Source organism: Enterobacter sp. LU1, assembly GCF_008271405.2.
GTDB lineage: Bacteria > Pseudomonadota > Gammaproteobacteria > Enterobacterales > Enterobacteriaceae > Enterobacter > Enterobacter hormaechei_C.
In genome coordinates this window covers 2,396,690-2,415,704 of sequence record NZ_CP043438.2, presented here as the reverse complement: position 1 = coordinate 2,415,704, position 19,015 = coordinate 2,396,690, and the positions used below count along the sequence as shown (strand labels likewise).

Annotated in this window: 18 protein-coding genes and 1 pseudogene; 11 read left to right on the top strand and 8 right to left on the bottom strand. The window is 53.3% G+C overall.

Annotated features, from left to right (window positions below):
* Positions 1–297: 297 nt before the first annotated feature.
* The 4 genes from FZF21_RS11635 to dbpA all read left to right on the top strand — a co-directional run bounded on the left by FZF21_RS11635 (position 298) and on the right by dbpA (position 4,361).
* Positions 298–1,428, top strand: coding sequence for a methyl-accepting chemotaxis protein (locus tag FZF21_RS11635; RefSeq protein WP_080276444.1), 1,131 nt, complete (start codon positions 298–300; stop codon positions 1,426–1,428).
* A 90-nt stretch (positions 1,429–1,518) separates the two neighbouring features.
* A complete protein-coding gene (gene zntB, locus FZF21_RS11630; protein WP_006810774.1) occupies positions 1,519–2,502 on the top strand; it encodes a zinc transporter ZntB in 984 nt (327 codons plus the stop codon).
* Positions 2,503–2,777: 275 nt separating this feature from the next.
* Complete coding sequence (locus FZF21_RS11625; protein WP_015570430.1) at positions 2,778–2,930, top strand: hypothetical protein; 153 nt, start codon at positions 2,778–2,780, stop codon at positions 2,928–2,930.
* Between the two features lie 57 nt (positions 2,931–2,987).
* Complete coding sequence (dbpA, locus tag FZF21_RS11620) at positions 2,988–4,361, top strand: ATP-dependent RNA helicase DbpA (RefSeq protein WP_149121314.1); 1,374 nt, start codon at positions 2,988–2,990, stop codon at positions 4,359–4,361.
* A 43-nt stretch (positions 4,362–4,404) separates the two neighbouring features.
* Here the strand turns inward: dbpA and ttcA are convergent, their stop codons facing one another.
* Positions 4,405–5,340, bottom strand: coding sequence for a tRNA 2-thiocytidine(32) synthetase TtcA (ttcA, locus tag FZF21_RS11615; protein WP_149121315.1), 936 nt, complete (start codon positions 5,338–5,340; stop codon positions 4,405–4,407).
* A gap of 49 nt (positions 5,341–5,389) precedes the next feature.
* Positions 5,390–5,587, bottom strand: a pseudogene (locus FZF21_RS11610) (tyrosine-type recombinase/integrase); the annotation flags it as partial.
* Between the two features lie 70 nt (positions 5,588–5,657).
* Here FZF21_RS11610 and FZF21_RS22285 point away from each other — a divergent pair.
* The 3 genes from FZF21_RS22285 (at position 5,658) to FZF21_RS11600 (ending at position 6,631) form a co-directional block, all read left to right on the top strand.
* Positions 5,658–5,789, top strand: coding sequence for a hypothetical protein (locus FZF21_RS22285; RefSeq protein WP_017693355.1), 132 nt, complete (start codon positions 5,658–5,660; stop codon positions 5,787–5,789).
* A gap of 219 nt (positions 5,790–6,008) precedes the next feature.
* A complete protein-coding gene (locus tag FZF21_RS11605; RefSeq protein ID WP_000790642.1) occupies positions 6,009–6,206 on the top strand; it encodes a hypothetical protein in 198 nt (65 codons plus the stop codon).
* A gap of 2 nt (positions 6,207–6,208) precedes the next feature.
* Positions 6,209–6,631, top strand: a complete 423-nt coding sequence (locus FZF21_RS11600) for a GFA family protein (RefSeq protein WP_032669728.1) — start codon at positions 6,209–6,211, stop codon at positions 6,629–6,631.
* Positions 6,632–6,665: 34 nt separating this feature from the next.
* On the opposite strand, the gene FZF21_RS11595 is transcribed toward FZF21_RS11600, so the two are convergent.
* Together FZF21_RS11595 and nifJ are read right to left on the bottom strand one after the other, a co-directional pair.
* Positions 6,666–7,793 (bottom strand): porin OmpS2, encoded by a 1,128-nt coding sequence (locus FZF21_RS11595; RefSeq protein WP_017382260.1) that lies wholly within the window; start codon positions 7,791–7,793, stop codon positions 6,666–6,668.
* A 385-nt stretch (positions 7,794–8,178) separates the two neighbouring features.
* Positions 8,179–11,703 (bottom strand): pyruvate:ferredoxin (flavodoxin) oxidoreductase, encoded by a 3,525-nt coding sequence (nifJ, locus tag FZF21_RS11590; protein ID WP_149121316.1) that lies wholly within the window; start codon positions 11,701–11,703, stop codon positions 8,179–8,181.
* Between the two features lie 270 nt (positions 11,704–11,973).
* Here nifJ and FZF21_RS11585 point away from each other — a divergent pair, with 270 nt between their 5' ends.
* Positions 11,974–12,240, top strand: coding sequence for a DUF333 domain-containing protein (locus FZF21_RS11585; protein ID WP_047738868.1), 267 nt, complete (start codon positions 11,974–11,976; stop codon positions 12,238–12,240).
* Between the two features lies 1 nt (position 12,241).
* On the opposite strand, the gene hslJ is transcribed toward FZF21_RS11585, so the two are convergent.
* The 4 genes from hslJ to FZF21_RS11565 all read right to left on the bottom strand — a co-directional run bounded on the left by hslJ (position 12,242) and on the right by FZF21_RS11565 (position 15,341).
* Complete coding sequence (gene hslJ, locus FZF21_RS11580) at positions 12,242–12,679, bottom strand: heat shock protein HslJ (RefSeq protein WP_045329918.1); 438 nt, start codon at positions 12,677–12,679, stop codon at positions 12,242–12,244.
* A 123-nt stretch (positions 12,680–12,802) separates the two neighbouring features.
* Positions 12,803–12,931 (bottom strand): DUF2474 domain-containing protein, encoded by a 129-nt coding sequence (locus tag FZF21_RS11575; RefSeq protein WP_017693358.1) that lies wholly within the window; start codon positions 12,929–12,931, stop codon positions 12,803–12,805.
* Positions 12,931–13,941, bottom strand: coding sequence for a cytochrome d ubiquinol oxidase subunit II (gene cydB, locus FZF21_RS11570; RefSeq protein WP_023303802.1), 1,011 nt, complete (start codon positions 13,939–13,941; stop codon positions 12,931–12,933). The genes FZF21_RS11575 and cydB overlap by 1 nt, the downstream gene beginning before the upstream one ends.
* Positions 13,942–13,946: 5 nt before the next feature.
* On the bottom strand, positions 13,947–15,341 hold the full coding sequence (locus FZF21_RS11565) for a cytochrome ubiquinol oxidase subunit I (RefSeq protein ID WP_047738632.1): 1,395 nt from the start codon (positions 15,339–15,341) through the stop codon (positions 13,947–13,949).
* Between the two features lie 393 nt (positions 15,342–15,734).
* Here FZF21_RS11565 and FZF21_RS11560 point away from each other — a divergent pair, with 393 nt between their 5' ends.
* The 3 genes from FZF21_RS11560 to patD all read left to right on the top strand — a co-directional run bounded on the left by FZF21_RS11560 (position 15,735) and on the right by patD (position 18,994).
* The gene (locus FZF21_RS11560; protein WP_017693360.1) at positions 15,735–15,923 is read left to right on the top strand and encodes a hypothetical protein; all 189 of its coding nucleotides are present in this window, start codon (positions 15,735–15,737) and stop codon (positions 15,921–15,923) included.
* A gap of 82 nt (positions 15,924–16,005) precedes the next feature.
* Positions 16,006–17,430 carry a PLP-dependent aminotransferase family protein gene (locus FZF21_RS11555; RefSeq protein WP_015570440.1) on the top strand — a complete coding sequence of 475 codons (1,425 nt, stop codon included), beginning with the start codon at positions 16,006–16,008 and terminating at the stop codon, positions 17,428–17,430.
* A 139-nt stretch (positions 17,431–17,569) separates the two neighbouring features.
* Positions 17,570–18,994, top strand: coding sequence for an aminobutyraldehyde dehydrogenase (gene patD / locus FZF21_RS11550; protein ID WP_149121317.1), 1,425 nt, complete (start codon positions 17,570–17,572; stop codon positions 18,992–18,994).
* Positions 18,995–19,015 lie beyond the last annotated feature (21 nt).

The window sequence follows — 19,015 nt, the reverse complement described above, 5'->3', positions numbered from 1 at the left end:
ACGTAAGCCACTCTAACGGGAGGGGCGCGTATTAACTACGTTAACTTATTAAGCACCACTAAACAACGGCGCCCTACAGTACCCCTCCTTAAATATATAATTACCGTTATGGAAGGGGTATCAGCAACCCAACGACAAGCCAGATATTTAGCGTAAAACATGCTTTTTATCCGCCCTAAGTAAAACTGCGCAAATCAAACTGCAAAACAACAAACCAGCGACGAACGTGAGGACAAATTCGTATGGCAATGCTATAACCCTTAATGCCAACCAAAATATAATGTCCCAGGAAAACGTATGCTAAGAAATATTAGTGTCAGAACGTTCATTGTCTATTTCCTTTTATGTGTATTTTTGGTAAGTGATGGAGTTATAGCGCTATTTTCACGCAATTCTTCGCTTTTTATTGCAGTCATAATTGTACAATTCATCGCCTTATTTTTGCTTTGGGCATACATGACAAAATATCTTGTGACGCCGATCAATACTGTGAAAAAAAGTATTGAAGAAGTGACGTCAGGCAAACTTGGCGTGTCGATACCTGAATTTGGCAACAATTGTGCGGGACGACTGATCCCGGGGATTAATAGTCTCTCCAGCAACATTGCAACGCTGGTCCGTGAGATCCGCGCCTCCTCGCAAACCGCGATGACCCTGTCAGATCAACTCTCTTCACGCAGCGCGCAGCTTTCCGTCAAAACAGAACAGCAGTCAGCTTCGCTGGTGCAAACGGCAGCCAGCATGGAAGAGATGGCTGCAAGTACAAAAAATAATGCCGACAATACCCGTTTAGCCAGCGAGCAGGCGAATATCGCCACGTTGCAGGCGCGTAAAGGCGGGGAGTTAATGGGGCAGGTCGCGAACAATATGCAGTCCATTACCGACTGCGCCCAGCAAATGACAGAGATTATCTCGCTGATTGACGGTATCGCTTTTCAGACCAATATTCTGGCGCTTAACGCCGCCGTTGAAGCGGCAAGAGCGGGCGACCATGGTAAAGGGTTTTCTGTGGTCGCGGGTGAAGTGAGAAGCCTGGCGCATCGTAGCGCCGAAGCGGCAAAAAATATTAAGTCACTGATTGAAGTTACCAGCCATAACGTGACGCAGGGCGTTAACGTGGTCTCTGAAGCCGAAAAAAACATGCATGACATTGTTACCGGTTCGGGCAATGTGAGCAGACTGATGGATGAAATATCCGCCTCAACATCAGAACAAGAAAAAGGTATTTCACAAATTACGCAGGCATTGTCAGAGCTTGAACGCGTAACGCAGAGCAACGTGTCGATGGTTGAGGAACTCAATGGATCGTCAGATGTGCTGCGCAATCAGGTGATTGAGCTCCAGACACGAACACGTAATTTCCGTCTGGAAAATGAGTTCCAGACTGACAATGCGTTAAGAAGCCGCGAATGGGCGGTGAATTCCTGAACGTATTCAGGACGATGCCTCACATAATTATTGCTTAACCCTCGGCGAAAGCTAGACTGACACCGAAAGAGATAAAACGGTGGAGGCGCTGTGGAGAGCATTAAAGGGTCTGAGGTTAACGTACCTGACGCAGTTTTTGCATGGGTGTTTGATGGACGTGGCGGCGCAAGGCCGCTTGAAGATCAGGATCACATCGACAGCGAACATCCATGCTGGCTGCACCTCAACTACACGCACCCGGACAGCGCAGAGTGGCTCGCGTCCACGCCGCTACTGCCCAACAACGTTCGGGATGCGCTGGCGGGAGAAAGTCTCAGACCCCGCGTCAGCCGCATGGGTGAGGGGACGTTAATTACGCTGCGTTGTATAAACGGCAGTACGGATGAGCGTCCGGATCAGCTGGTGGCAATGCGTGTTTATATGGATGAACGGCTGATTGTTTCCACCCGCCAGAGAAAAGTGCTGGCGCTGGATGACGTCATTAACGATCTGAAAGAGGGCACCGGACCTACGGATTGCGGCAGCTGGCTGGTGGATGTATGTGATGCGCTGACCGATCATGCCAGCGAGTTTATAGAAGAACTTCACGATAAAATCATCGATCTGGAAGATAACCTGCTCGATCAGCAAATCCCTCCACGTGGTTTTCTGGCGTTGCTGCGTAAGCAGCTCATCGTGATGCGCCGCTATATGACCCCTCAGCGCGACGTTTATGCGCGGCTGGCCAGCGAACGCATGAGCTGGATGAACGACGATCAGCGCCGCAGAATGCAGGATATCGCTGACCGGCTCGGACGTGGACTGGACGAGATTGACTCATGTATTGCCAGAACGGCAGTCATGGCGGATGAGATAGCCCAGGTGATGCAGGAGTCGTTAGCCAGGAGAACGTACACCATGTCGCTGATGGCGATGGTCTTTTTACCGAGTACCTTCCTGACGGGGTTGTTTGGCGTAAACCTCGGAGGGATCCCCGGCGGTGAATATCACTATGGCTTCACCACGTTTTGCGTCATGTTAGTGGTTTTGATTGGGGGTGTTGCATGGTGGTTGCATCGTAGTAAATGGCTGTAAATTTACGCTTTTCTGAGGCAGAGTCGGCTTCAAAACGACATTTTAATTGAGCGAAGTCAATAAACTCCGACCATGTTCGGTGCAATATTACTCCCGCAGGTGAATGCAACGTCAAGCGATGGGCGTTGCGCTCCATATTGTCTTACTTCCTTTTTTTGAATTACTGCATAGCACAATTGATTCGTACGACGCCGACTTCATAGTCGGCTTTTTTTTTGCCTCCTGTTTATCTGCGTCTACCCTTTAGGGGTCAGCACCCTAATCTGGAGGAAAAGATGAGTATGCTACTTGCCCTGCAACGCCTCAACACCTGGCAGTCCGATCCGGTGCCCACCGATCCGACGCCGATACCCGATCCTGTCCCACGTCCGCAGCCGATGCCGGATCCGCCGCCCGATGAAGAACCGATTAAATTGTCGCATCGTTAGCGCAGATCTGCGAGGATACGCGCCATCTGACTGCAATCATTACCACGAGAGTATATTGTGACCGCTTTTTCCACGCTGAACGTTCTGCTTGAAGCCCAACTGACTAACCTGAATGAGTTGGGCTACCTCACTATGACCCCTGTCCAGGCCGCCGCGCTGCCGGCTATCCTTGAAGGCCGTGACGTGCGCGTGCAGGCGAAAACCGGCAGTGGAAAAACGGCTGCATTTGGGCTAGGCCTGTTACAACACATTGACGCAACCCTGTTTCAGACCCAGTCCCTGATACTCTGCCCGACGCGCGAGCTGGCCGATCAGGTCGCGGGTGAGCTGCGTCGTCTGGCGCGTTTTTTGCCTAACACTAAAATTTTAACGCTCTGCGGCGGGCAACCGTTCGGTGCGCAGCGCGATTCCCTTCAGCACGCGCCGCATATCATTGTGGCAACGCCGGGCCGTCTGCTCGATCACCTGCAAAAAGGCACCGTTTCACTCGATGCACTGCAAACGCTGGTGATGGATGAAGCTGACCGCATGCTGGATATGGGCTTCAGCGATGCGATTGACGAAGTGATCCGCTTTGCGCCAGCCACGCGTCAGACGCTGCTCTTTTCTGCCACCTGGCCCGAGGCGATTGCGGCGATCAGCGGGCGCGTGCAGAAGAACCCGCTGACCATTGAAATCGATGCTGTCGATGCGTTGCCAGCGATTGAGCAGCAGTTCTTCGAGACATCGCAGCACGGCAAGATTCTACTGCTACAAAAATTGCTGAGCCAACACCAGCCAGCGTCCTGCGTGGTGTTCTGTAATACCAAAAAAGATTGTCAGGCGGTGTGCGATGCTCTGAATGATGCCGGACAGAGCGCATTATCGCTGCATGGCGATCTGGAACAGCGCGATCGCGATCAGACGCTGGTGCGTTTCGCTAACGGCAGCGCACGCGTGCTGGTTGCAACGGATGTGGCGGCCCGTGGCCTGGATATTAAATCGCTTGAGCTGGTGGTGAATTTCGAACTGGCATGGGATCCGGAAGTGCATGTCCACCGCATCGGACGTACCGCGCGCGCAGGTAACAGTGGTCTCGCCATCAGCTTCTGCGCACCTGAAGAGGCGCAGCGCGCCAATATTCTTGCGGAAATGCTGCAACTGAAACTCAACTGGGTGAATACCCCTGGTAATATCAGCATCGCTCCGCTGGCGGCGGAAATGGCCACCCTGTGCATCGACGGCGGTAAAAAGGCCAAAATGCGTCCCGGTGACGTTCTGGGGGCGTTAACTGGGGATATCGGTCTCGACGGGGCAGATATTGGCAAGATCACGGTCCATCCTGCGCATGTCTACGTAGCGGTTCGCCAGTCGGTTGCGCATAAGGCCTGGAAACAGTTGCAGGGCGGGAAGATTAAAGGGAAGACCTGCCGCGTTCGACTGCTGAAATAAGCTTAAAACGCGTCTCAGAAACGATATCTGAGACGCTGCCAGGTTACTTGACTTCTACCACGTTCAGGCGCAGTTCATCGAATTGCGCATCCTCTTCCTCTGGCTGCCAGCCAGCAGGCTGCATCGGGATCTCTTCGCGGTCAAACGCCAGATCCCCGCCATTCACCACCTCAGAACCGTGGTTAATCCCTTTGAAATCGAACAGTTCAACGTCGGCGAGGTGCGAAGGCACCACGTTCTGCATGGCGCTGAACATGGTTTCGATGCGGCCCGGATAGCGTTTATCCCAGTCACGCAGCATGTCGCCAATGACCTGACGTTGCAGGTTCGGCTGTGAGCCGCACAGATTGCACGGAATGATAGGGAAGTCTTTGGCCTGGGAGAAACGCTCAATGTCTTTCTCGCGGCAGTAGGCGAGTGGGCGGATCACGATGTGTTTGCCGTCGTCGCTCATCAGCTTCGGTGGCATTCCCTTCATTTTGCCGCCATAGAACATATTCAGAAACAGCGTTTGCAGAATGTCGTCCCGGTGATGACCAAGCGCAATCTTGGTGGCGCCCAGTTCGGTTGCGGTGCGGTACAGAATGCCGCGACGCAAACGTGAGCAGAGCGAGCAGGTCGTTTTGCCCTCTGGGATCTTCTCTTTAACAATGCCGTAGGTATTCTCTTCTACGATTTTGTACTCAACGCCCAGGTTCTCAAGGTACTCCGGCAGGATATGCTCCGGGAAGCCCGGCTGTTTCTGATCGAGGTTAACCGCGACCAGGGAAAAGTTCACCGGTGCGCTTTGCTGTAGATTGCGCAGGATCTCCAGCATGGTGTAGCTGTCTTTACCGCCCGACAGGCAGACCATGATGCGATCGCCTTCTTCAATCATGTTGAAGTCTGCAATGGCTTCGCCCACGTTACGGCGCAGTCGCTTTTGCAGTTTATTCAGGTTGTACTGTTCTTTCTTGTTAATCTCTTGATTTTGTTGCATCTATTCGTTACTCAGATCTCAAATGGGGCACAGGGTGAGGAAAACGATTTCAAAGCGTCAGCTTCGTGTTCATCTCTTCTATCCATGTAGCATAGATTTCATACACCATCTGCGCATGTATGTGCCCCATCTGGTTAGCGATAAAAGACGGGTTTGCGGCTACCGGTAAAAACCAGCATGCGAAAGTGTGTCGTGTATGGTACGGATTGCAGCGCCGAATGCCAGCACGATTTACAAATGAGCTCCACAGGGGAAGTTTGGTTAAGGCTGAAGGGTTGTCTACACTTACAGCTTACGCAGTAAAAACGGAGGTGAAAATGACTGACCGTCCCGTTAATGGTGACCATCCTGATTATAATCCCAGCCCGGATAACCCGGACAAGGATGGAAAAAAACCGAAAGATGATCCTGGCTCAGCGCCTGAATCAGGCGATAAAGATCCAGAGTAATGACCTGCCGCCTTTTCGAAGGCGGTTTTAACACCCATTCGGCCTCTCTATGCGCACCGCTATTCATGTTGTCCTCTTCAACGTTGTCTGATAACCGCTCAGAACCCCTCCTGTTTTGCCTGGCGAACAGCTGAGATAAAGCACGGATCTCATTCCCGCGTACCAGCGCGTTTTACAGTTCTCCTGCTACGCTTTTGAGGGGGACAAGGGAGCGCTTCTATGAAAAATAAAGACGAGCAGACAGGATTAGTTGGGCTGGCGATTGGTGCCGCCGTTATCGGGCTGGTTTCATCCCAGAAGATCATCAACCGTGAAAGTATTGTCGCTGAGCTGGTAAGGCTCGGCAGGCAGAAGGGGGATGGTGTCGAAGATGAGGTCTTTTTAAAAGCGGCTGAGTTAGTGAGAAAAGGAGTATAACGATGGCTGACATTCGTCATGCACAGTGTCATTGTGGGGCGGTGAAATTTACGGTTGAGCTGTCGGACGGCCTGAATACCGCTCGTCGATGTAGCTGCTCGTTTTGCAGGATGCGTGGGGCGGTAGTGGTTTCAGCGCCTTTGACGGGCATTAAGGTGACGCAGGGCGCGGACACGCTCACAGAGTACCGTTTCAACACCGGCACGGCGCGCCATTTCTTCTGTTCGATTTGCGGTATTTACACGTTCCATCAACGACGTTCCAATCCCAATGAATATGGTGTGAATGTCGCCTGTCTGGAAAATGTCACGCCATTCGACTTCCCGGAAGTGGTGGTAATGGATGGAGTTAATCACCCTATGGATGGCGACAGCGGAGTATTTGGCTATCTCTCTTTCCGCAAAGAACAGGCGAAACAGCGATAAAAATTAGCCCGCAGATCGCTGCGGGCTAACGGGATTAGAACTGGTAAACCAGACCTAACGCTACAATGTCATCCGTACCGATGCCATTGTTTTTGTAGAACGAATCATCTTCATCCAGCAGGTTGATTTTATAATCAACATAGGTGGACATGTTTTTGTTGAAATAGTAGGTAGCACCGACGTCAGCGTATTTCACCAGATCTTTATCGTCCTGGCCATTGCCCAGGTCTTTACCTTTGGACTGTAAATAGGAAATAGCCGGACGCAGACCGAAATCGAACTGATATTGTGCGGTGACTTCGAAGTTCTGGGTTTTGTTTGCCACCGCATCTGCATTGTCGCCGTACGGCGTCATATTGCGGGTTTCGGAATACATTGCCGCCAGATAAATGTTGTTGGCATCGTATTTCAGACCTGCGGTCCATGCATCCGCAGTATCGCCGCCCGCAGTAGTGTAATTTACCTGATCGTTGGTACGGTCAGATGAAGTATATGCCGCACCTGCGCTGAAGCCCATGCCGAAATCGTAGGTTGCGGATATACCGTAACCGTCACCATTTTCATGACGTGTATCACGACCGTTGTTGGTCCCTTCATTGGTAGAGCAGAAATTCTCGTCGCAGTTATTACCTTCATTATTACCCTGATACTGCACCGCGAAGTTCAGACCCTGCACCAGACCAAAGAAGTCGGTGTTACGGTAGGTCGCCACGCCGTTTGCACGACCGGTCATAAAGTTATCGGCATAAGTATAAGAGTCGCCACCAAATTCTGGCAGCATATCGGTCCAGCCTTCAACGTCGTACAGGACGCCATAGTTACGGCCGTAATCGAAGGAGCCGTAATCGCCCACCTTCACACCCGCGAAGGCCAGACGCGTCCAGGACTGATTGTCAGAACCTTCGGTGTTGTTTGCCTGAATGTTGTATTCCCATTGTGCGAAGCCGGTCATCATGTCGTTGATTTGGGTTTCACCTTTGAAGCCCAGTCGCATATAGGTTTGATCGCCATCTTTAGACGCGTCGTCAGAGAAATAATGCAGACCATCTACTTTGCCATACAGATCCAGTTTATTGCCGTCTTTATTATAAATTTCAGCTGCGTGAGCGGCGCCAGCCATTAACAAAGCGGGGATCATCAGTGCCAGTACTTTTCTTTGCATTTTGATTATTCCTTTGCAGTTATTTTTTTATTACTTCGTAAACTTTCCGGGCTGGAAAGCTGTCCCATGCTAAATCACTCTGACGGCGGATGAATAAAATATAATTGTTACGGGTTAAGTAAAATCTAAACTAAATGATGCGGTAGAAATAACGATTGATGCCATGAATGAATTATTATAATCAATACAAAATAAAAATTATTAATTACGTGGAAAACAAGGTAACCTCCACGCCGTTATATGCCTTTAAGATTTTTTCATCCATAATTCACGTGAATATTGTTCAGAACATTGAGGCAATTTTCAGCGATCTTCTGGATTCGCCCGGTGCACGTGCATCGGGCTTTTTTTGGCAAAAAAATGCCCGGACAAGCCGGGCATAAAGTTATTCACTGGTCGATTTTTCGGCTTTCCCCGCCAGTTGCGCCAGGAAGTCATAACGCTTCTGTAGATCCGCTGCCGCATCCTTCCATAGCTGCTCTGCCACTTCTGGCTGTTGAGCGTTCAGCCTGCGGAAACGCTGCTCCTGAAGTAAGGTTTCGGCAAGGGCGTCTGACGGCGGACGCGAATCCAGCGCCAGCGGCAATTTCCCTTCATCGGCACGGCGCGGGTCGAAGCGGTACAGTGGCCAGAAGCCGGTTGCGGTGAGCTGACGCATCTGGTCGTGGCTGAGCGCCAGATCGTAGCCATGCTCCTCACACGGACTGTAGGCGATAATCAGCGACGGGCCTGGATACGCTTCCGCTTCCTGAATGGCTTTCACCGTCTGGTTGAGCTGCGCCCCCAGCGAAATCTGCGCGACGTAGACGTGTCCATACATCATCATGCTGACGCCCAAATCTTTACGCGCCTTGCGCTTGCCGTGCTCACCAAATTTCGTGACCGCTCCCAATGGCGTTGCTTTCGAGGCCTGTCCGCCGGTGTTGGAATAGCACTGAGTATCAAGCACCAGAATATTGACGTTTTCGGTCAGGCTCAGGACATGATCAAGACCGCCGAAACCAATATCGTAGGCCCACCCGTCGCCGCCGATCAGCCAGACAGATTTTTCAACCAGCGCGTCAGCATCAGTCAGGAGTTGTTCAGCCCCTTCAACACCCTGAAGCGCGTTGCGCAGTTCAGCAACCTGCGCGCGACGAACGTCAGGTGTGGCCTCCGCATGCAGGGCATCATTCAGTTCTGCCGGGATCTTATCGGCAAAGTGTGCCAGCAGACGCATTACGCGGGCGCGGTGCTGATCGACCGTCAGACGGAATCCCAGACCAAATTCTGCGTTGTCCTCAAAAAGCGAGTTTGCCCACGCCGGGCCGCGACCGTTCGCGTCGGTGGTGTATGGCGTAGACGGCAGGTTACCCCCATAGATTGACGAGCAGCCCGTCGCGTTGGCAATCAGCATTCGGTCACCGTAAAGCTGAGTGAGCAGTTTGATATACGGTGTTTCGCCGCAGCCGGAGCACGCCCCGGAGTACTCGAAGAGCGGGGTGATGAGCTGCGAGGTACGAATGTCAATGCGTTCCAGCTTGTTGCGATCGATTTCAGGCAGGTCGAGGAAGAAATCATAATTCACTTTCTCTTCTTCAACATGTTCAAGACGCGACATCATATTGATGGCTTTGATTGACGGGTCCTGACGATCTTTCGCAGGGCACACCTCGATGCACAGGTTACAGCCGGTACAGTCTTCCGGCGCCACCTGTAGGACATATTTCTGACCACGCATATCGCGGGATTTTACATCCAGCGCGTGCAGACTTTCCGGTGCGCCATCTAACGCTTCTGGCGACACCACTTTGGCGCGAATGGCGGAGTGCGGGCAGGCCGCCACGCAGTGGTTGCACTGGGTGCACAGCTCTTCTTTCCAGATAGGGATCGCTTCGGCAATGTTGCGTTTTTCCCAGCGGGTCGTACCCATCGGCCAGGTTCCGTCAGGCGGAAGCGCAGAGACGGGAAGGGTGTCGCCCAGTCCGGCAAGCATCGCCGCCGTGACGGTTTTGACGAAATCCGGGGCGGCGTCAGACACCACTGGCGGCCGGTTCGGACTGCTGGCATTGACCGGCTGCAACGGCACCGCGAACAGCGATTCGCGGGCCAGCGCCAGCGCCTGCCAGTTGCGCTCAACCAGTTCCTGACCTTTGCTGCTGTAGCTTTTGGCGATTGCACCCTGAAGCTCCATCAGCGCGCTGTCGCCCGGCAGAATATTGGTCAGGTGGAAGAACGCCATCTGCATAACCGTATTGATGCGCGCCGCCAGGCCGCATTCGCGGGCGATCTTCGCGGCGTTAATGACATACAGGCGCGCCTGTTTCTGGTTAAGCACCGCCTGCACTTCCTGGGGCAGGCGTGCCCAGACCTCGTCGGCGCTGTAAGGGGTGTTGATCAGGAAAATACCGCCGGGCTTCAGGCGCTCGGCCATCTGATATTTATCAATGAACTGGAGCTGGTGACAGCCAACAAAATCTGCCTGAGAAATCAGGTATGCCGAACGGATCGGGTGTTCGCTGACGCGCAGGTGGGAGACGGTCAGTCCGCCCGCTTTTTTGGAGTCGTAGACGAAATATCCTTGCGCATACCACGGCGTAGAGTTGCCGATAATTTTGATGTTGTTCTTGGTCGCCGAGACGCTGCCGTCGCTACCCAGACCGTAGAACAGCGCTTCCAGTTTCGCATTCGAGGGCAGGGTGTTTTCCGGCAAGGGCAGAGAAAGGTTAGTCACGTCATCATAAATGCCGACCGTAAAGCGCGGCTTCGGTTTTGCCTCGCGGAGTTCAGCAAATACCGCCAGGACGCACTCCGGTCCGAACTCTTTGGAAGACAATCCATAACGCCCGCCAATGACGCGCGGCAGCGTTTCGCGCTCACCGCGGTTAAACGCCTCAGCCAGAGCGGTCATCACATCCAGATAAAGTGGTTCAGCCTGTGCGCCAGGCTCTTTGGTGCGGTCCAGTACCGCCACTGCACGCGCGCTATCCGGCAGGGCTGCGAGCAGGTGTTTCGCTGAGAAGGGACGGTAGAGGCGAACTTTGAGCACGCCAACTTTTTCACCACGCGTCAATAGCTCATCAACCACCTCTTCACAGGTGCCAATGGCGGAGCCCATCAGGACGATCACGCGCTCGGCCTGCGGATGACCGTAATATTCAAACGGCTTATATTCGCGGCCCGTCGCAGCGGCAAAATCGTCCATCGCCTGTTCAACGTGCTCATAGACCGCGTTGTACCACGGGTTTGTCGCCTCGCGGGACTGGAAATAGGTATCCGGGTTCGCAGAGGTACCCCGGATCACCGGATGTTCCGGATTGAGGGCGCGAGCGCGATGCGCATCGATGTCAGCCTGCGGCAGCAGATTAAGAATGGTGTCGTCCGGCAGCGGAACGATTTTATTGATCTCGTGGGACGTGCGAAAACCATCGAAGAAATGAATAAATGGCACTCGGCTTTTCAGCGTGGCGATATGCGAAATCAGCGCGAAGTCCTGTGCTTCCTGCACGCTGCTGGCGCAGAGCATAGCGCAGCCGGTCTGACGCACGGCCATCACATCTGAGTGGTCGCCAAAAATAGAGAGAGCGTGAGTGGCTACGGTGCGTGCGGCAACGTGCAACACAAACGGCGTTAATTGCCCTGCCAGCTTGTAAAGCGTGGGGATCATCAACAGCAGCCCCTGAGACGACGTGAACGAGGTCGACAGGGCACCGGTCTGCAACGCACCATGCACGGTGGCAATGGCACCGGCTTCGGACTGCATCTCTACAACCCGCGGGACATCGCCCCAGACGTTTTTTATCCCATTACCAGCCCAGGCGTCAGCCTGTTCAGCCATCGTGGAGCTGGGAGTGATGGGGTAGATGGCGATCACTTCGCTGGTACGAAACGCAACAGACGCGACTGCACCATTGCCGTCAATAGTTTGCATAGGACAACACCCTTACATTGCGCAAAAAGAGGGGCCTGAAAAACGACGACAGACCCTGAATATTATCTGTGTATTTTAGCAAAGCTCAGGTTTTACGATTTTCGCTTTTGTGTCCTTGGTATGCGCTGTATCAATGACTCGATGGCTATTCGCGTTAAAAAATTGCGAGAAATTGTTACCAGGGCGCATAAATACGCACATCCGCTCTCGACGATGCGGCGCGTGATGCCTATTATGCATAGGTTTCGCGTTAATTATGGGGAGGAAGGTATGCGTTCAGCATTTTGGGTCGGATGTGTCGCGTTACTGTTGTCGGCATGCAGCAATGAACCTGTACAGCAGGCGACAGCGGCACACGTTACGCCGGGTATGCGAGCGGCGATGTCCAGTTCAGGTCAGGCTAACTGCGCAATGATCGGCGGTTCACTCTCCGTTGCCCGTCAGCTCGACGGCTCCGCCATCGGCATGTGCGCATTGCCAAATGGCAAACGCTGTAGTGAGCAGTCGCTTGCCGTAGGTTCGTGCGGAAGCTACTGAGTTATTCAACTCGCTTAAACATCAATGACTTATTGGCTGTCGCCAGGGTTAACTGGTCTTCGGTCAGGTCTACCTGTGCGCCTGTGCGTAGCATATCAGCGATGGTCTGATCCAGTTCATTTAGCTGCGGCTCGGTGCAGAGTTTCCGCGTCATTGCCAGCGTTTTGACCGTCAACTCTCCTTCGGACAGTTTCCCCTGGCCATTGAAGCCGTTGCACATTGTGCCGGAGACGACAATGTTGTTAATCAGGCTGATATTGGGTTGCGCACTGAAGCGAATTTCAGGCTGCGTTTTCCCGCCTTTAACCGCTTTGCCATCCACATTTTCTAGAACGAAACGATGATTCTCTAGCTGTTCGGTCTGAACGGAGGCTTTACCAGGATTAACGCATCCAGCCAGTGCGAGGCTGATTAAACTTACTGCCGCGAGCTTTTTCATTTTTTTTCTCAAACTATCAATACCGTAAATATTTTTTCAGTGTAACCATACCCTCCTGGGTGTTAATGGGGTTTATCTGAAAGTGCGGGAAGGGACCGGGCGGCGGCGCACCCGGTCAGTGAGTTAGTGCGATTTAAATCCGGCTGCGGCCATCAGCATTTTAAAGAGCATACTTACGCAGGCCAGCGCCAGAACGCTGCCGCCCCAGATGATGGCAAGCCACATCAAACGTTTCCATACAGGTTGTTGCATCAGTGATAACCCTCCCCATGCTGTACTTTTCCGCGAAAAACGTAATAACTCCAGAAGGTGTAGACCAGAATCACGGGAATGATCAACAGTGCACCCACTAACATAAAGCCCTGGCTTTGGACTGGCGCAGCGGCCTGCCACAGGGTAATGTCCGGCGGGATAATATGCGGCCAGATGCTGATCCCAAGCCCGCTAAAGCCAAGAAAAACCAGCCCTAATGTCATAATAAACGGCAGAGTATGGCTCGCAGGATCGTTCAGGCAGCGCCACTGGCACAGACTCAGGATCGCAACCAGCGCAGGAACGGGCAGCAGATAAAACAGATTCGGCAGCGTAAACCAGCGCGCAGCAATAGCTGGTTGGGCGAGAGGGGTCCAGATACTGATTACTGCAATGAATACCAGAAGCAGGAGCAGAAGCACTTTCGATACCTGACGCATCCGCTGTTGCAGGGCATTTTCGCTTTTCATTACCAGCCACGTTGAACCTAGCAGTGCGTAAGCCACTACAAGACCCGCACCGCAGAAAAAATTGAACGCGGTAAACCAGTCAAACGGACCACCGCTGTAAGCGCGACCAGTGACGCTGAACCCATGGATGACCGCGCCGACGGTGATGCCCTGGCTAAAGGTCGCCACAATTGATCCACCAATAAAGGCCTTATCCCAGAACGGGCGGTGCGCCGGAGTGGCCTTGAAGCGAAATTCGAAGGCGACGCCACGAAATATAAGCCCGATCAGCATTATTGTCAGTGGAATGGTTAGCGCGTCGATGATAACCGCATAGGCGAGAGGAAAGGCGCCAAACAGGGCCGCACCGCCAAGCACCAGCCAGGTTTCGTTGCCATCCCAGACGGGAGCCACGCTATTGACCATCACGTCGCGGTCTTCCGCATTCGGCGTTGCCGGAAACAGGATGCCTATCCCCAAATCAAAACCGTCCATCACGATATACATCAACGTGGCGAAAACGATAATCACGAACCAGATAATGGAAAGATCGATACCCATTACGGTTACTCCTTAAATTCAGTGGTGACGGCAGAAAGCGGACGAGCAGGGCGGCCATCGGATTCAGTCGCGAAGGATTCATGGGGCTGCGGCCCTTTTTTAATCAGACGCACCATATAGCTGTAACCCACGCCGAATACCGCGGTATAAACCACGAAGAAGGCCAGCAAACTGACGCTCATCTGCAGATCGCCATGCGCGGAAACCGCATCCTTTGTACGCTGTAGACCATAGACGACCCAGGGCTGGCGGCCGACCTCCGTTGTTACCCATCCGGCGAGGATCGCGATCAGCCCGGACGGCCCCATCAGCAGGGCAAACCACAGGAAGGAACGTGAGGTATAAAGGCGCTGTTTATAACGCAGCCAGATTGCCGTCACGCCCAGGAGCAGCATCAACATTCCCAGGCCGGCCATGATGCGGAAAGACCAGAAGACAATGGTGGCGTTCGGGCGATCTTCTTTTGGGAACTCCTTCAATGCCGGAACCTGTTTATCGAGACTGTGGGTCAGGATCAGGCTGCCGAGAGCGGGAATTTCCAGGCCAAAACGGGTCCGTTCCTGCTCCATATCCGGCCAGCCAAACAGCAGCAGTGGAGTAGGCTCACCCGGCGGATTCTCCCAGTGGCCTTCAATGGCGGCTATTTTCGCTGGCTGGTGTTTTAAGGTGTTAAGCCCGTGCATATCCCCCACCAGCGCCTGGACGGGGGCCACGATCAACGTCATCCACAACGCCATGGAGAACATGGTGCGAATAGCGGGCGTATTGTTTCCGCGCAGCAAATGCCAGGCCGCGGAGGCACCGACAAACAGCGCGCTGCTGAGAAATGCCGCTATCGACATGTGCAGAAGGCGGTAAGGGAAGGAGGGGTTAAACACCACGGCAAACCAGTCCACCGGAACGACCTGACCGTTGATGATTTCATACCCTTGCGGTGTCTGCATCCAGCTGTTTGACGAGAGGATCCAGAACGTAGACATGAGGGTCCCCAGTGCGACCATGCAGGTCGAAAAGAAGTGCAGCCCCGGCCCGACCTTATTCCAGCCAAACAACATTACTCCGAGAAACCCCGCCTCAAGGAAGAACGCGGTAAGCACTTCATAGGTCAACAGGGGGCCGGTAATACTGCCCGCGAACTGGGAAAACCCACTCCAGTTAGTGCCAAACTGATAAGCCATCACCAGGCCAGAGACCACGCCCATCCCAAAGTTGACGGCGAAGATCTTCGACCAGAAATGGTACAGCGAGCGCCAGACGGGATTTTTTGTTTTCAGCCACAGCCCTTCCAGCACGGCGAGATAGCTCGCCAGGCCAATGGTTATCGCCGGAAAAATAATATGAAAGGATACGGTAAAGGCGAACTGTATTCGCGCAAGATGAAACGCATCTAAACCAAACATGCACTGCCTCAATGTTAAACGGTGTACTGTTATGATAGAGAGGCGGCAAATGAGATATCAGAAGCAGAATTTGATAAATTTTCTATAACAGTTGTGGGAAAAGCTGAATTTTATCTGGCTGATATAGTTAACAAGGAAGAATAAAAAATTTCTTTTTATGATTTTTACGCATTAAACAGCTTGCTTTGTCGCCAGCAACATGCGTTAATGGATTTCTGGTTTTGAATCCAAATAAATATCTGACGTAGTTTTATAAAGCAGTTCTCATCACGTTGTGCCTCTCCGCAGCCTCTCTTGGGTCTTTATCTACATTCCGATTAGTTTTGTATCGAACCATTTTTTGCCTGATCGGCTCATGAGTAATTTACGTTTTTACGTTCAAAGGAGAATCCTATGACTTCTTATATCCATTTCCGCTGCCCATGCTGTCATGGCTCGCAGTACCGCACCTCAGCTTTTGATGTGTCTGACAAAAATCCGTTCGGCGCGAAATGCATTTTCTGCAAATCGTCGATGATCACGCTCGACCACCTGGCCGCAGCGCGTTCTGCTCAGAATCACATTACAGAGTACCGCAAGTAATCTGCCGCGTTTCCTATAACAGTTAGCAAAATCTTCTCTTTTTCTCCTGCTGATATACACTGTCAGCAATAAGGAGAATCTGATGAAAAAATACCAGCGTCTGGCGCAACAAATTATCTCGCAGATTGAGCTTGGCGTATGGTTGCCGGGCGATAAGCTGCCTTCTCTGCGAGAGCAGGTGGCAAGCAGCGGCATGAGTTTTATGACCGTGGGCCACGCGTATCAGATGCTGGAAAGTCAGGGGCGCATTGTTGCCAGACCGCAGTCAGGCTATTACGTTGCCGCCCGCCCGATCACACACCAGCCTGCACCGCCCGCGCAGGTGATGCGCGATGAAGTGGTCGACATCAACACCTATATTTTCGACGTGCTACAGGCCAGCCGCGACCCCTCCGTTGTCCCTTTTGCCTCGGCGTTTCCCGATCCGCGCCTTTTCCCGCTTCAGCAACTCAACCGATCGCTGGCTAACGTCAGCAAAACGGCTACCGCCATGAGCGTGATCGAAAACCTGCCGCCGGGTAACGTCGACTTACGTCATGCCATTGCCCGTCGCTACGCTCAGCAGGGAATGAATATCTCCCCGGATGAAATTGTGATCACCGCGGGCGCGCTTGAGGCGCTTAACCTCAGTTTGCAGGCTGTGACTGAACCAGGGGACTGGGTTATCGTTGAAAACCCCTGTTTTTATGGCGCACTCCAGGCGCTTGAACGTCTGAAACTGAAAGCGCTGTCGGTTGCCACTGATGTGCGTGAGGGCATCGATCTCAGTGCCCTTGAGCAGGCGTTAAATGATTATCCGGTGAAAGCCTGCTGGCTGATGACCAACAGTCAGAACCCGCTCGGCTTCACGCTGAGTGCAGAGAAGAAAGCTCAGCTGGTTGCCTTACTCACCCGGCATAACGTCACGCTGATTGAAGACGATGTTTACAGCGAACTCTACTTTGGCCGTGAAAAGCCGCTTCCGGCAAAGGCCTGGGATAAGCAGGATATGACGTTGCACTGCTCCTCATTCTCCAAGTGTCTGGTGGCCGGTTTCCGTATTGGCTGGGTGGCGGCGGGAAAACATGCGCGCCGTATTCAGCAGTTGCAGCTGATGAGTACGTTATCCACCAGCTCTCCCATGCAGCTGGCGCTGGTGGATTACCTGGCGACCAAACGTTACGACGCCCACCTTCGTCGCCTGCGACGCACGCTTGCTGAACGCAAACAGCAGGCCTGGCAATCGCTTTTGCGTCATATGCCTGCCGGCGTCAAAATCCATCATAACGACAGCGGCTACTTTTTATGGCTGGAACTGCCTGAACAGCTGGATGCGGGGCGGTTGAGTGAGAAGGCGTTAACCCATCAAATCAGCATTGCGCCCGGCAAGATGTTTTCCACCTCCAATATCTGGACACCGTTTTTCCGTTTCAATACCTCATGGGGCTGGGGCGAGCGGGAGGAGCAGGCGGTCGTCCAGCTGGCGGGGTTAATCCGCGAAATGATGCTGCACCCAGTCACACCTTGATGAAAATTCCTGAAGCGACATGACGCGCGGTCTACCTTTAGTAAGGGAGCGCGGATTGGTAACGTGACGTTGTCACGTTTCTGCCCGCCAGAACGTGTGCTGACAGCGAAAACAATGTCGATTTCAACAGGACGATGCTATGCAAAATCTATTGCTGATTAATGGTGAACTGGTGACCGGCGAAGGTGAGAAGCAGGCGGTTTATAATCCTGCCACGGGTGAAGTGCTGCTGGAGATTGCTGAAGCGTCGGCAGCACAGGTGGACGCTGCCGTCCAGGCTGCCGATCGCGCGTTCACAGAGTGGGGACAAACGACGCCGAAAACGCGCGCCGAATGTCTGTTGAAACTGGCTGATGTGATAGAAGCCAACGCTGACGCGTTCGCAAAAGTGGAGTTCCTTAACTGCGGGAAACCGCTGCACTGTGTTCAGGGAGATGAGATCCCGGCCGTGGTCGATGTGTTTCGCTTCTTTGCCGGGGCCGCCCGCTGCCTGAACGGGCTGGCTGCCGGAGAATACCTCGAAGGACATACCTCAATGATCCGCCGCGACCCGGTTGGCGTTGTCGCCTCGATTGCGCCCTGGAACTACCCTCTGATGATGGCGGCGTGGAAGCTGGCGCCCGCGCTGGCGGCGGGAAACTGTGTCGTCATCAAGCCGTCTGAAATTACCCCGTTGACGGCGCTGAAGCTGGCGGAACTGGCGAAAGATATCTTCCCGCCAGGCGTGCTGAACGTGCTGTTTGGTCGCGGAAAAACCGTAGGAGATCCGCTGACCGGCCACGAAAAAGTCCGTATGGTTTCTCTCACCGGCTCTATTGCTACCGGAGAACATATTATCGGGCATACCGCATCTTCAGTTAAACGTACCCATATGGAATTGGGCGGAAAAGCCCCGGTCATTGTCTTTGACGATGCAGATTTGGATGCCGTGGTTGAAGGCGTGCGTACGTTTGGTTTCTACAATGCTGGTCAGGATTGTACCGCAGCCTGTCGTATCTATGCCCAGAGGGGGATTTACCCCGCGCTGGTCGAAAAGCTGGGCGCAGCCGTTGCCAGCCTGAAAATGGGCGCGCCGGACGATGCGTCAACCGAGCTGGGACCGCTCAGCTCCGCAGCGCATCTTTCCCGCGTTTGTGCTGCCGTGGACGAAGCCAAAACCCTTGGACATATCCGCGTCGTCACCGGTGGCAGTAAAAGAGAGGGGGCAGGATATTACTTCCAGCCAACGCTGCTGGCCGGGGCGAAGCAGGAAGATGCGATCGTCCAGCGAGAAGTGTTTGGCCCGGTGGTCAGTGTGACAGAATTTGAGGATGAAGCGCAGGTGCTGAACTGGGCCAACGATTCGCAATACGGCCTGGCCTCGTCCGTCTGGACAAAAGACGTCGGACGCGCCCATCGCCTCAGCGCACGGTTGCAGTATGGCTGCACCTGGGTCAATACCCATTTTATGCTGGTGAGCGAAATGCCGCACGGCGGGATGAAGTTATCCGGTTATGGCAAAGATATGTCGGTCTACGGACTTGAGGATTACACGGTAGTCCGGCATGTAATGATCAAACACTAAACCCTCATGCCCGGCGCAGTG

Bases quoted from the DNA above. Each gene is read 5' to 3' on its own strand.
- FZF21_RS11635 (WP_080276444.1), top strand. From the start codon at position 298: ATGCTAAGAAATATTAGTGTCAGAACGTTCATTGTCTATTTCCTTTTA.
- FZF21_RS11625 (WP_015570430.1), top strand. From the start codon at position 2,778: ATGAGTATGCTACTTGCCCTGCAACGCCTCAACACCTGGCAGTCCGAT.
- ttcA (WP_149121315.1), bottom strand. From the start codon at position 5,340: ATGCAACAAAATCAAGAGATTAACAAGAAAGAACAGTACAACCTGAAT.
- FZF21_RS22285 (WP_017693355.1), top strand. From the start codon at position 5,658: ATGACTGACCGTCCCGTTAATGGTGACCATCCTGATTATAATCCCAGC.
- FZF21_RS11605 (WP_000790642.1), top strand. From the start codon at position 6,009: ATGAAAAATAAAGACGAGCAGACAGGATTAGTTGGGCTGGCGATTGGT.
- FZF21_RS11600 (WP_032669728.1), top strand. From the start codon at position 6,209: ATGGCTGACATTCGTCATGCACAGTGTCATTGTGGGGCGGTGAAATTT.
- FZF21_RS11595 (WP_017382260.1), bottom strand. From the start codon at position 7,793: ATGCAAAGAAAAGTACTGGCACTGATGATCCCCGCTTTGTTAATGGCT.
- nifJ (WP_149121316.1), bottom strand. From the start codon at position 11,703: ATGCAAACTATTGACGGCAATGGTGCAGTCGCGTCTGTTGCGTTTCGT.
- FZF21_RS11585 (WP_047738868.1), top strand. From the start codon at position 11,974: ATGCGTTCAGCATTTTGGGTCGGATGTGTCGCGTTACTGTTGTCGGCA.
- hslJ (WP_045329918.1), bottom strand. From the start codon at position 12,679: ATGAAAAAGCTCGCGGCAGTAAGTTTAATCAGCCTCGCACTGGCTGGA.
- FZF21_RS11575 (WP_017693358.1), bottom strand. From the start codon at position 12,931: ATGCAACAACCTGTATGGAAACGTTTGATGTGGCTTGCCATCATCTGG.
- cydB (WP_023303802.1), bottom strand. From the start codon at position 13,941: ATGGGTATCGATCTTTCCATTATCTGGTTCGTGATTATCGTTTTCGCC.
- FZF21_RS11565 (WP_047738632.1), bottom strand. From the start codon at position 15,341: ATGTTTGGTTTAGATGCGTTTCATCTTGCGCGAATACAGTTCGCCTTT.
- FZF21_RS11560 (WP_017693360.1), top strand. From the start codon at position 15,735: ATGACTTCTTATATCCATTTCCGCTGCCCATGCTGTCATGGCTCGCAG.
- FZF21_RS11555 (WP_015570440.1), top strand. From the start codon at position 16,006: ATGAAAAAATACCAGCGTCTGGCGCAACAAATTATCTCGCAGATTGAG.
- patD (WP_149121317.1), top strand. From the start codon at position 17,570: ATGCAAAATCTATTGCTGATTAATGGTGAACTGGTGACCGGCGAAGGT.